This is a genomic window from Nostoc sp. (genome assembly GCF_036918245.1).
GTDB lineage: Bacteria > Cyanobacteriota > Cyanobacteriia > Cyanobacteriales > Nostocaceae > Nostoc.
This window is the reverse complement of record NZ_JBALEF010000056.1, coordinates 223,932-236,274: the sequence shown is the minus strand read 5'-3', so window position 1 is coordinate 236,274 and position 12,343 is coordinate 223,932. Positions and strand designations below refer to the sequence as shown.

13 protein-coding genes are annotated in these 12,343 nt (G+C 42.4%); 5 read left to right on the top strand and 8 right to left on the bottom strand.

Features of this window, described 5'->3' with window-relative positions; all coding sequences use genetic code 11:
* Positions 1-49: 49 nt before the first annotated feature.
* Genes V7L12_RS16145 through V7L12_RS16135 form a run of 3 tightly spaced genes read right to left on the bottom strand, consistent with a single transcriptional unit; the run spans position 50 to position 3,019 of the window.
* On the bottom strand, positions 50-1,654 hold the full coding sequence (locus V7L12_RS16145) for a bifunctional pantoate--beta-alanine ligase/(d)CMP kinase (RefSeq protein WP_335085586.1): 1,605 nt from the start codon (positions 1,652-1,654) through the stop codon (positions 50-52).
* 35 nt (positions 1,655-1,689) lie between these two features.
* Positions 1,690-1,869: a hypothetical protein gene (locus V7L12_RS16140; protein WP_335085584.1), complete on the bottom strand. Its 180-nt coding sequence runs from the start codon at positions 1,867-1,869 to the stop codon at positions 1,690-1,692.
* A 46-nt stretch (positions 1,870-1,915) separates the two neighbouring features.
* Positions 1,916-3,019, bottom strand: coding sequence for a septal ring lytic transglycosylase RlpA family protein (locus V7L12_RS16135; RefSeq protein WP_335085582.1), 1,104 nt, complete (start codon positions 3,017-3,019; stop codon positions 1,916-1,918).
* A gap of 899 nt (positions 3,020-3,918) precedes the next feature.
* Here V7L12_RS16135 and glsA point away from each other — a divergent pair.
* The 3 genes from glsA (at position 3,919) to V7L12_RS16120 (ending at position 6,708) form a co-directional block, all read left to right on the top strand.
* Positions 3,919-4,902 (top strand): glutaminase A, encoded by a 984-nt coding sequence (glsA, locus tag V7L12_RS16130; RefSeq protein WP_335085580.1) that lies wholly within the window; start codon positions 3,919-3,921, stop codon positions 4,900-4,902.
* Positions 4,903-5,100: 198 nt separating this feature from the next.
* Positions 5,101-6,171, top strand: a complete 1,071-nt coding sequence (locus V7L12_RS16125; protein WP_335085578.1) for an FAD-dependent monooxygenase — start codon at positions 5,101-5,103, stop codon at positions 6,169-6,171.
* 42 nt (positions 6,172-6,213) lie between these two features.
* Positions 6,214-6,708, top strand: coding sequence for a hypothetical protein (locus tag V7L12_RS16120; protein ID WP_335085576.1), 495 nt, complete (start codon positions 6,214-6,216; stop codon positions 6,706-6,708).
* A gap of 161 nt (positions 6,709-6,869) precedes the next feature.
* Here V7L12_RS16120 and V7L12_RS16115 read toward each other — a convergent pair whose 3' ends face one another.
* Positions 6,870-8,054 (bottom strand): AbrB family transcriptional regulator, encoded by a 1,185-nt coding sequence (locus V7L12_RS16115; protein ID WP_335085574.1) that lies wholly within the window; start codon positions 8,052-8,054, stop codon positions 6,870-6,872.
* Between the two features lie 34 nt (positions 8,055-8,088).
* Here V7L12_RS16115 and V7L12_RS16110 point away from each other — a divergent pair, with 34 nt between their 5' ends.
* Together V7L12_RS16110 and V7L12_RS16105 are read left to right on the top strand one after the other, a co-directional pair.
* Complete coding sequence (locus V7L12_RS16110; protein ID WP_335085573.1) at positions 8,089-8,220, top strand: hypothetical protein; 132 nt, start codon at positions 8,089-8,091, stop codon at positions 8,218-8,220.
* Positions 8,221-8,286: 66 nt separating this feature from the next.
* A complete protein-coding gene (locus V7L12_RS16105) occupies positions 8,287-8,538 on the top strand; it encodes a DUF5678 domain-containing protein (RefSeq protein ID WP_335085571.1) in 252 nt (83 codons plus the stop codon).
* 323 nt (positions 8,539-8,861) lie between these two features.
* On the opposite strand, the gene V7L12_RS16100 is transcribed toward V7L12_RS16105, so the two are convergent.
* The 4 genes from V7L12_RS16100 to V7L12_RS16085 all read right to left on the bottom strand — a co-directional run bounded on the left by V7L12_RS16100 (position 8,862) and on the right by V7L12_RS16085 (position 12,273).
* Complete coding sequence (locus V7L12_RS16100) at positions 8,862-9,212, bottom strand: DUF1257 domain-containing protein (RefSeq protein ID WP_094350625.1); 351 nt, start codon at positions 9,210-9,212, stop codon at positions 8,862-8,864.
* Between the two features lie 141 nt (positions 9,213-9,353).
* Entirely contained in the window at positions 9,354-10,865 is a 1,512-nt protein-coding gene (ycf46, locus tag V7L12_RS16095) for a stress-responsive protein Ycf46 (protein ID WP_104906609.1), read from the bottom strand.
* A 78-nt stretch (positions 10,866-10,943) separates the two neighbouring features.
* Positions 10,944-11,297: a hypothetical protein gene (locus V7L12_RS16090; RefSeq protein WP_335085569.1), complete on the bottom strand. Its 354-nt coding sequence runs from the start codon at positions 11,295-11,297 to the stop codon at positions 10,944-10,946.
* A gap of 187 nt (positions 11,298-11,484) precedes the next feature.
* Complete coding sequence (locus V7L12_RS16085) at positions 11,485-12,273, bottom strand: FHA domain-containing protein (protein ID WP_335085566.1); 789 nt, start codon at positions 12,271-12,273, stop codon at positions 11,485-11,487.
* Between the last annotated feature and the right edge of the window lie 70 nt (positions 12,274-12,343).

Sequence of the window (12,343 nt, the reverse complement as noted above, 5' to 3'; positions counted from 1 at the left end):
TCACCCACCACCCTTTGAAACTAAAAAACTAACAAGCAAATAGCAGTAATTAACACTGAGATAAACGCTGTTGGTAATAGTTAACGATTTGTGCCGTAACTTCAGATATTTCCAAACCATCAGTTTGAAGTTCGATCGCATCTGCTGCTTTTTGCAAAGGAGAAACTTTGCGTGTACTATCTTTCCAGTCACGTTCAGCGATGTCGTGTTCCAGCTGCTCTAAACTCACTTCAGGTTGACCTTGGGTGTTAAAGTCTTGCTGGCGGCGACGGGCGCGTTCACTGACAGAAGCGGTTAAAAAGATTTTAACTTCGGCATCGGGGAACACGTGAGTACCGATATCCCGACCTTCAGCAACTAAACCACCTTTTTTACCCCAGTTTTGCTGTTGTTTAACCAGTGCTTGACGGACAGCGCTTTGTGCGGCGATCGCAGATACTTGAGATGTTACCTCAATGGTGCGAATCACTTGGGTAACATCAGTACCATCAATCCAAACCCGCACGGACGATTGTAAATCCTGGGTGGGAGTAAGTTCAATTTTACACTGATTAGCTAATTGAGCGATCGCACACTCATCGTCAATAGCAATCCCCTTTTGCAATACTAACCAAGTGACAGCACGGTACATCGCTCCTGTATCTAAATACACTAAATTCAGGGTTGCTGCCACTTGCCGCGCCACTGTAGATTTTCCAGCACCAGCTGGACCATCAATAGCGATAATGGGTTGACGATCCCGCAATATAATATTGTCAATCAAACGTGTAGCACCAAGACGAGCTGCGATCGCCAACATTCCTTCCTCCTCAACTTTTTCTAAAGACATCAACGTAGTCGGTTCAACCAATTCAATATATTCCACTGAGGCCGTGCTGACCATTGCCACTTCTTGCTGTACCACTGCTATCAACTTGTTACTATTGCGATCGCCTGCAATGAATGCAGCTTCAGCTCGTCGCAAGCCTCGATATAACACCGCTGCTTGCTCTTTTGCCGTTGCAGTCAAATATTGATTGCGAGAACTGAAGGCAAGACCCGACGCTTCCCGTACTGTTGGACAAGCAACAATCTCTACTGGCAAATTTAAGTCAGCTACTAAGCGTTTAATAATTGCTAGTTGCTGACCATCCTTTTGACCAAAGTAGGCACGGTCAGGCTGTACCAAGTGGAAAAGTTTGGTAACAATCGTAGCGACACCCTGAAAGTGACCTTGCCGAGAACGACCACACAAGCCTGTTATCATAGCAGATGGGGGGATAACTTGTGTAACCTTTGATTCTTGTATACTCTTCTGAGGAACTGCCATTTCTTCCGGAGTCGGTGCAAAAATGGCATCTACCCCAGCTTGTTCGCAAAGTTGTTGGTCTTGCTCTAAAGTGCGGGGATATCGTTGATAATCCTCATTAGGAGCAAATTGCAGGGGATTGACGAAAATACTCACAATCACCGTAGAATTTTCCTGCCGCGCCCGTTGGATTAAGCTTAAATGACCTTGATGCAAATTTCCCATCGTTGGTACCAGACCGACTGCCGTCTGATACCAGCCAGTCATCTCATCTAATCTCAGATCCTCAGTAACCGCAATTAGCTTGTTTTCTGAGCATTTAGTTAAATAGCAGCGTAAAGCTGCGACTGTTGTCAGCAGACGCACAAAAATACCCCTAGTTTTTATCGATCCCTCCCCCGTTAGTTTATATCCGAAATAGAGGGAAGAGATGATTTAACTAGGGGAATTAAGTGATACGGAACTGGAATTGGGCATTGGGGAGCCAGCGCCGTGGGCGGGTTTCCCGACTTGAGGCGACTGGCGTCATTGGGGAGCCAGCGCCGTGGGCGGGTTTCCCGACTTGAGGCGACTGGCGTCATTGGGAAAATCTCTACTCCCTATTGCTTATTGGCTATTGCCTAATGATTATTTTTCTAAGACTTCAATATGTACTGGTGCAACGCCACTGCCCATCATTCCCAAAATTCGAGCCGCGCCGGCAGACACGTCAATGATTCGACCCCGAATGAATGGGCCTCGGTCATTAATTCGCAACACTACAGAACGACCGTTGCGGGTGTTAGTTACACGCACTTGCGTACCAAAGGGTAAGCTGCGATGGGCGGCAGTCATTTCTTCGGGATTGAATCTCTGACCGCTAGCAGTACGATTACCAGAACCGTCATAGCCGTAATAAGAAGCCATGCCTCTCAAGGTGGCTCGCACTACTCCGACGGCAATTTGTTGGGGTAGCTTTGGTATTGATATTTGTTGACGTACTGGTAAATTCGCAATCTCTTTTAGGGGAGATGCATTGCCTAGTAGTCTCCGCAAGCGATTGGTTGCTTGCAATGCATCTTGCGCTAGATCGTTGGTAGTACCTGCTAATCGCGTACCTTCGTTGATTTCGACCAACTCTTCGCCATTAATTTTGATTATATAGCGATCGCCATCTTCTTGGACAGGGGCGCTTTTATTTTGCGCTTGATTAGCAGTAGATTTTTCCCCAGCTTTCCAACTGACGGTAATCTTACTCCCGTCCACATTTTCCCGATTCAACTGGTTGATCTTAGCTGCTATTACACCAGCTATCTGAACCGGGTCATCGTCAGCGGAGCTAATCTGGTTACTCCCATCTGTTACGTTCCCAGTATTTAATGCATTTGATGAATTGCTAGTAATAAGGGCGTACCCTTGTACGCCCCCAGTATTGTCAATTGCACCAACTTTTTTAGTTTCAAGATTCGTATTTGATACAGAACTCAAAAAGGTGAGAACAGGTATATTTCTGATAAAAAGGGTTGCCGCCTTACGTCCTCTAATGTTGTGAGGATGAATTTCTGTAATCACAGCATCCAAGGTTTGTTTCCCTGCTGTTGATTGGTACTCTCCCACCTTCACCACATCAGGGGCCGATGATTTTTGGGAAGTTAGTACATTTCCCTTGATGGTTTGAGTGCAACCGACTGAGGGTATGCCCAAAACAGCCATAGACAGGGCAACAATAATCCACAAATGTCTTTGATTCATGCGTCCGTTTTTAAAGCGACTGTAGAACTTAAGTTTTATAATTTGCGGGATTTTTCTACTAATGAAAGTGATTTCCCTGTTTGAAAAACTCGAACTCGTTCCGTCTTCACTTTGTTCTTTATAACTGCAACAGACTAACACGAACCTTTTGGCTTGGGGATCAGGGTTTTAGCGTAACTATTGCCCGCTTTTTCAAATTCCAATTCCAATTTGGAGGGCGAAACCTTTTTCAAAAGCGGACTTTGGCTATGTAACGCTTTTTTCAGGAAGTCAAAAATTTCTTCAAAAAATTTTATGTTTATTTCACGTCAAAGTGACGATACCCTATTCACATCGGTTGTAAAGGCTCGCAACTACTCGTGTATTCTAGATTACATGTTTTTTGGCTATTTGCTCTCAGGAGATAATATAACTTTAATTAAATAGCATCTGCATAAATACTTAAAATCATTTATTTAATGAAATATTTAGATTTAACTATGAATAAGTCGTGATATGAGTTACGTCTTAAATAATTATGCAAATTAGTTTGAGTTTAATATCTTTTTTCAAAAATTTTTCTACTTACATTAATCATTACTTTTATTCTCCACAACTAGACTGATATTAGTGATATTTATCACTAATAGTAGCCGTATAGCTGGGTATAAAAAAAAGGGCAATACTCAAGTAAATATTTTTCCGGATTAATGACTTAAAAATTAAGAAAACTTTGCGATCGCTTAGGTAACAGATGTTGCGTGTGCTAAAAATCACAGCTTATCTGGTTTCTCTTCAGTAATTGCTCAAGTATGATTTTTTAGAGCAAGCTGTTTTTGACAAAATCTTTGTAACTGTAGGGATGTACAGCTGCACCTCTTCTATATATAGTAGGTATTTTGGGAAATGCCATCAGCCTAATGACAAACCAAGCACATCAGGGAGATTTAGAAATAGAACCATCGCCATTAAAAGCTTTTCTCAACGAGTTACATTCCCAGTACAAGTCTCTGCGGGAGGGTGCAGTAGCGAAATACATTCCCGAACTGGCAAAGGCAAACCCGGATTTGTTCAGCATTTGCATTGTGACAGTAGATGGTCAAGTTTACAAAGTTGGGGACTACGAGCAGCTTTTTACTATTCAGTCAATTTCTAAAGTGTTTGCTTATGGACTTGCCTTAGAAGATCATGGACTGGATTATGTTTTAACTAGAGTTGGCGTTGAACCGACGGGGGATGCATTCAACGCGATTGTTTTGGATGAGCAATCGAAGCGACCTTATAATCCAATGGTAAATGCAGGAGCGATCGCCACCACTAGCTTAATCAAAGGTTCCGGTCCTACCGAACGCCTCAACCGAATGCTAGATATGTTTCGCCGATATATTGGCCGTGACGTATTCGTTGACATTTCAGTTTTTACCTCAGAACGTAGTACAGGGCATCGTAACCGCGCAATGGCGCATTTAATGCTCAACTTTGGGATGATTGACCGAAACATTGAAGAGGCGCTAGATATTTATTTCCAGCAGTGTGCTGTGATGGTGAATTGCCAAGACTTAGCGGTGATGGCGGCTACTCTGGCTAACAGAGGTATTAACCCCGTCACTAAAGAACGGGCGGTAGATAAGCGTTACATCAAAGATATTCTGAGTGTGATGTATACTTGCGGGATGTACAACTTTGCAGGTGAGTGGGCTTATAAAATTGGGATTCCGGCGAAAAGCGGTATTTGTGGTGGGATTATTGCCGTTGTACCCAATAAAATGGGCATCGGAGTTTTTTCACCGTTGTTGGATATGCGTGGTAATAGTGTGCGGGGGGTAAAAGTGTGTGAAGAACTTTCGCAACGGTTAGGTTTACATCTATTTGATTGTTCAGGTCAAGAGGCGAAATTTGATTGAAAGGTGGAGGAGGCTGATTCTTGCTCCTCTTGGCTGGTCTACAATAGTATACACAAGTCCAAAAAGCTCGATTTACCTATTAGCGTAGGCGTAGCCCGCCGCAGGCATCGCCCTTCATAAACAACTTTTTGGCTTACTATTTAAGATAATATCTCAATCAAGCATCATCTAAACAAGATTAAATCAAGAGAGTCACAGATGGTTTCTTCCAACAGCAAGATAGGTATTATCGGCGCAGGGACATCAGGGGCTTATCTTGCAAGTTTACTTATTCAAGAAGGGTTTCAAGTTGACTTGTTTGAAAAAGCTCCCGTAGTGCGTACCGATGGATGTGGCATTCTTATTGTCCAATCAGGTATGAAAGCACTTGATCAAGGAAACCCTCAAATCAGCCAAAAAATTATTAACTCAGGCGATCCTGTAAAATTATTCGAGTTTCGCAACCTTAAAGGTGGATTTATCAATTCAGAAACTGTCACCTATGCTGAAGATGAACTACCAGGAATGCTCGTACACCGGAAAGCGATTTTAGAAGCAATCCTCGATACTTTACCCCCTAAGAATATTCATTTTAACGCTCAATTAGCTTCGATAACGCAGACTGAGAATAGTGCGATCGCACATTTTAAAGATGGAAGTCACTGGGAAGGGGATCTGATAGTGGGTGCTGATGGCATTCTTTCTAAGGTTCGGCAGTTTGTGGTTCCGAATGTAGAACTATGCTATCTAGGCGATCTAGTTTGGCGTGGGATTGTGACAGATAATAGCTTCTGTCCAGAAGGAAACTTTTTTGTTTATGTACGCGGTCGGGGAATTTATGCAAATTTCTTTCATATTGGTGGAAATCTGACTCATTGGGGTTTCTTTGTAGAAAAAGAGCAGACGGATTCTGAAATAGGCGCACTACAACCGGCTAATATATCTATTCCTCCCGAAGAATTAGCCAAACTCCCAGAGGATGCACGAAATGTGATTGAGTCAACTCCTCTGGAAAATATTATCTGTCGTTATTCCTATGACATCGATCCCCTGCCGAAACTCTATGATGGTCGTGTTATTTTAATTGGTGATGCAGCTCACGCGAAAAGTTCGACTCGCGCTAGAGGCATGACTTCAGGTTGGGAAGATGGTTTGTCTTTAACGCAACATCTCACGTCTAGTGGTAGTATTGCTGAAGCTCTGGAAAATTATCAGACGGAAAGATTACCCCTTGTCCACGAATATCAACGCACGAGTCGTGAAATGAGCCAGAAAATTGGTCGTCGTTAGTCAAGTGAAACTTAAAGTAAAGTTAGTTTTTATCTAAAATTAATGAGTAACGATCCTGTAATTAGCAAAGATATTATCACCCCTGTGATATCTCCCGATCTGGAGAAAGTTCCGGAAATTTTTACTCGTCATATTGGCACTTGGAAAGGTGAGTATATTAAAACTGATAAACGCGGACATTTTTCTCGCAGCTTTTTCGGTAGTTTTACCATCTTGATTGAGGGAAGCCAGTACCGACAGGTTAACAATTATGAATACTCAGATGGCTCTCATCTCCAGCTTAATTTTGAAGGATACTTTGAAGATAGGATTCTGAAATTGTTTTCTAGTAATTATTCTGATTTTTCGTCCATCGCTTGGGATGCAGGTCAGGACACAATTTGCTTTCGGGTAACGAAAACTCAAGATAAGGCGCTGATTACATTTATGGAAACAATGACTTTACTCGATGAAAATCACCGAGTTCGTAGTACCCAAATTTTTAAAGATGGCATTTTTGATGGCATCTCCTTTATTGAAGAAATTCGTTTTTCCTAAATAGATTAGATAGTCCCAGATTTGAGCAAGGAAGGTTGGCATCGAGCGAAATTGTGCGATTGTTCGCTTCTATGTGATAGGTGGAACACTCCAAATACTGGTGCACAATCTTGATCAAACTCCGTGCGATCGCTCTGTTATAGCCTTTATTTTTAAGAGAATCAAAGTGATTCAGAAAGTTGCTTATCCAGACGGCGAAACAGAAATACCCAAAGAGGTAGAGAACTATTAATCGCAATTAGTCGCACTAAATGACCAGTTGTGACAATTTCAACATTATGATTCAATGCTAGGGAAACTAAGATCATTTCTGCCGATCCTCCTGGTGCTGTGACTAAAAGACAGGTTAACCAGTCCCAAGAGGTTAATTGCATCGCTAGTATAGCAGCGATCGCTCCGGCGATGAGGGTCATGCCCACAGACATCAAGGCATAGCCCACAGTCCGCTTTCTAAAGTTGGGTTTGTCTCCCCAATATTCACCAATAGTAATTCCTAGAAGCATTTGACCCAATAAGTTAATTAAAGGCGGCGGACTAAAGCTAATATCACCCACAAAAGGCAGCCAATGTAGCAAAGGATTAAACCCGATACCAATCAATAATGCACCAAAGAAATCGCCGGCGGGAATTTTAAATAATATAGCTGAATAAACTACTAATCCAGTAATTAGGAGTACTAACAAGAGTAATTCTAATTGAGATGGATCGAAATTGAGCCAAGCAGCGTTGATTGGGAGCGTTTGCGGATAGTAATTACCAGTTGATGTTCTAGCGATGAAGGGAATTAGAACAACTACAGAGGTGACGCGAATCGCCTGAACTAGGGCAACCAAGCTAACATTTTTATTGTAATCGGCAGCGATCGCGGCCATAATTCCTACACCGCCAGGAACTGTAGCCAGCATTGCTGTAAATAGGTTGGTTTTGCTGACGCGGGAGTAAATGTAACCGATACAACTTCCACTCAGCAGCAGAAATAAGGTAAGAAAAATAAATATGGGAATACAAGAAGCAATACTAGCTAGATTAGCCTGGGAATTGGAAGCGCCGACAGTTAAGCCGACAAGTGCCATTCCCACTTTTCTAGCAGTGCGGTTAGGTTGGGGAGAATATTGATAAAAAATTCGACACCCTTGGAGAACCACTGTACCAGCCGCAATCCCGCCAAATATCCAGGCAATCCTGCCAATTTGGAACTTTGCAAGGAGTAAACCCAGAGGTAATGCCAGAAGCATTTCCAAGGCAAGGACAATTAGTTGCTTGCCAAATAGCTGTTGTTTGGTAACAACAAGATTTTCATGAGTGTGTTCTTCCAGACTGGGAGTACCACTTACAGTTTGATTCATCGATACTAAGCTTTTTTTTAAGTCTAAGCTATAGGTGCAAAAGTGGATCTCCAGAGATGCGATCGCACACTACACATTACCAGAAACAAGCAAAATGATACAGGTGCAGGGTTTTAGTTCTAATGGTGGGTTTATTTTAGATTTAGATTTAAGTCAGGTTTGGTAGCTCACCTCTTGCACCAGACAATTAAAATAGTGCCAATATTCCACATCCACGGACAACATTAAATATATGAACACAACTCCCTCTAAAAGAGAAACAGATGAAATGTTCAAGTGGTTAAATCGTAACCGCCAGATGTTATTAGATTTATATAAAAATCAATATATCGCTTACAATGCAAATGGAATAATTGCTCACAGCGAAAACTTGCGCGAAGTTTTAACATTAGGTAATGCTTCAAAACAGCCTTTTTTAATTTACCTAGTTCCCCGTCGCACTGCTTCTTTTTATTTTACCAATTCGCTTTCGCACTGTAGTTAAACTTTCACTGGGTTCTGATACATTTAACGGAATTAGTTGTGGTGGAGGAATTTCTACGGTTACTAATCATCTTCCTATTATGAAGCAAGCACTAAAAAGGCTTTAGCAACAGACAAACAGAACACAGTTTTCAAATATTGAGTTAGAAGAAGAAATGGGAAATATCCAAAAGGAACTATAAAGCTTTTCAAAATAGGATATTCAAAATTAGCTAGATGAAAAAAATAGGGACTGAGAAATAAATCTCAGTCCCGATAAAAAAGCGGGCTAACCGCTATTTATATGGTTAACCCGTGCAGCTTTGGGAACGCGCAGAGAAATTGTTATTGCAATACCAACTTCACATTGGCGTTTTGCAGACCGCGCTGTTTCACTTCAGCCAAAGTTTTGTTAACGGCATACTTTTGGTTGATTGAGTTGATCAACTCGGTTTGGTTGTGCTTCTTAGCAACGCCCCACAAGTCAGCGATTAGGTCAAAAGAACCATCGCCATTGCGAGACCAGCCGAGGTCATATTCGCCTTCCAACACGGCAACGATGTCAGAACGGACACGCTGACCGTTATAACCACGGACATCAGCTTCAGTCTTTACGCTGATACCGAGGTCGCGCAAGGAAGCCTTGAGGATTTCGGCATCGGTGATTTTGGTACGCAGGGTGCTAAAGTGAGACATTTGGGTTTCCTCCAATGAGAAGATTGAGAAAAACGACAACGGTTTGTTTTGGGCGAAGCCGCGCTTAACAGGATGCGGCTTTTCTTATAACTGCTAGCATTTTCAGCTAGCCTTTCCCCCTGGGATGGCAGAGGAAAGCTTTTAAAACTCCATTCGCTGATATTCAGCTACGGAGGATGCTGCGGGGCGTGCACGCTGTCTGGCCCAATCTCTCAGAGCCGTTACTTGTTCTTGCATCGTTCGAGACAGCGGCAATGTTGCCTTCAGTGCAGCAATAATATCTAGTTGGGTGAACTCCCGATCTTGGGCAAAAGCTTCATACATTGCCGCAACGATCGCTTGTTCAACTTCTGCCCCAGAAAAGCCATCAGACATCTTGGCTAGTTGCTCAAGATCGAATCGAGAGATGTCTTCACGGCGTTTGGTCAGATGAATATTGAAGATATCCTGCCGTTCTTCCGGTGTTGGCAGATCCACAAAGAAAATTTCATCAAAGCGTCCTTTCCTCAAGAACTCGCCAGGTAAGCGTTCTACTCTGTTGGCGGTTGCCATCACGAACACTGGTGATTTCTTATCTTGCATCCATGTGAGGAAAGAGCCGAAGATTCTACTTGAAGTCCCTCCATCAGAATCAGAGGAACCTCCACTACCAGCAAAGGATTTATCCAATTCATCGATAAACAAAATCGCTGGGGAAATAGATTCTGCTGTTTTCAGGGCGTTTCGCAAGTTTGCTTCACTTCGTCCCACCATTGAGCCGTCGTAGACTCGCCCCATATCCAACCGCAACAGTGGTAAACCCCACAGTCGGGAAGTAGTTTTGGCAATTAATGACTTACCGCAACCGGGAACTCCTAAAATTAACATTCCCTTTGGTTGAGGCAAACCATACTCTCTAGCTCTTTCTGTGAAAGCGTTAGAGCGTTGCTTGAGCCATCTTTTTAACTCTTCTAAGCCACCTACAGCATCAATAGTTTCATCTTCTTCAATGTATTCTAAGATGCCATTGCGCCGAATTAGTTGCTTTTTCTCAGATAAAACGATGTCTACTTCATCTTCCGTCAAACGCTCTTTAGTTACCTGTGCCTTACGGTAGACTTTCTCAGCTTCATCTTTAGTTAAACCCAAAGCAGCTCTGAGAAGTTTTTCTCTGGCTTCTGTTGTCAGTCGCCGACCACGATTCTGCTCTATATGGTGAGTTAAGACTTTATTCAACTCAGCCATATCTGGCAATGTAAAGTCGAGAACAACAACTTCTTTTTCCAGTTCTATAGGTACTTGCTGCATCGGAGACATCAAAATGATGTTCTTTTGCATACCTTTGAAACTAGCGATCGCATCACGCAACGACCGATTAGTTGCAGGCGCATCTATAAAGGGATGTAAATCTTTAAGAATAAATATACTTGGTTCTTTCTGCCGGATGATCCACTCAATTGCCGCCTCTGGAGATACGGTATTATGTTGGGTGACATTCCGGGGTTGACCATATTCAACAATCCCGTGTGTTACTGTCCAAACAAATACTCGGCGCTGGGGCTTTAACAACTGGGCGATTGTGGAAATTGCTTGCTCGGCCCGCTCTTCCTCGGAGGTAACAAGGTAGATTAAAGGGTATTGAGCTTGAATTAGGATCTTGAGCTCTTCGTTCATACTTCGACCTACTTGAGACCTTATAGAGACAGTAGAGACATTGCTTCTGGTAAAGAAAACCGAATCATGAATATCTATCTAGCAAGGAACTAACTCTTCCTCACCTTTGGCATTGGTTTTATCTTCATCCATCTCATTGAGAGAAAGATGCTCTTGACCAACTACTCCTGGTTGATTGCCTAAAGTAACCAGTTCCCCATCACGTAAGACTAGTGAGCTATCACAAGTTGGGCATGAATAAATTCTATGAGTCCGCCCATAAGAAGAATCTTCTAGCTCGTCAACCAATTCTTGATTAGATAGGTAAAAACCAAGGGCACGTTCGGCAAGTTCAGACATTGGCTCGGAATCAACTGCTGAACGAATCTTCAGTTTTCTGTGCAACTCTGGCGATAAATACAAAGTGACCTTTTGCTTAGTTTGCGTTTGCATATAACTCTTTAACGGTCTTACCCGGGTATGTATATCAAGTTATCGGTTCTTTTATTGGTTGTCAAGACGGTAAAACGTTTTAACGTCAGTTTCGTTACATTTATTTACAAATGGGGGTGAAATGCTGTTTATTGAGTGATAAATCGCTCATTATAAACCTCTCAGAATTAATTAGGACTGACTTGGCTTATTTTTTAATAACTAGGAGCGTCAGCGGATTAAAGTTGAACACCTTTCCGGTTGTAAACAACTGATATCCACAGGAGATGCCAGCGAATGACAATAGCATAGAAAAAAGAGACACCGAGCCGATTACAACACCACTGGCGATGAAAAGAGCGATTCCTATCCCAATCAACACCCATCCCAGTTTCCGATTATCGCGCCCACCCCAATTCAGAGCTACTACACCTCCCATACACAGTAAAATTCCAGGTGTGCTGCGTAAATAAACACTAATATAAATGCTTGTACTTAAAAATGTAATCCCTGCTAGGATTAGCCCTAAACCAATAAGCTTACAGGCAAAAATTACTTGATCTTCTTCTTTAACGATGTTAGGTGCTGTAATTTCTGTTGGCGCGGAGTTTGGTGCAGAATTTTTTGTGGCAGATGCAGAGTGCTGCTGCATCCTAAACATAAAAGTTATTTTGTCTCCCTGTCCAAAGGAAACTCTGTCTCCTGGATGCAATGGACAAAAAACTTGAGGTTGAAGTTTTGCACCATTAATGTATGTACCATTGGAACTGCCCAAGTCGGTGATATAGTATTCATCCCCATTTATCCAAATTTGTGCGTGGATGCGAGATACCACATCCGAATCTGGTAAACCAGAAACGTCAATATCTGGGGGTTTTTGGTCGTTTGGCTTACCGATGCAAATTACAGAGAGATTTGGCGGAAATTGCAAAGATGTGTTTGTTTGGAAGTGAAAAAGCTCTAAATTTAGCCGATTTGTCTGAGATACATTGTCCATAGTTTGTGTGATAAAACACCTTGTCTGAGCTTCTTCTACCGAGAGTTCAAAAGAGAATGGTGAATATCCT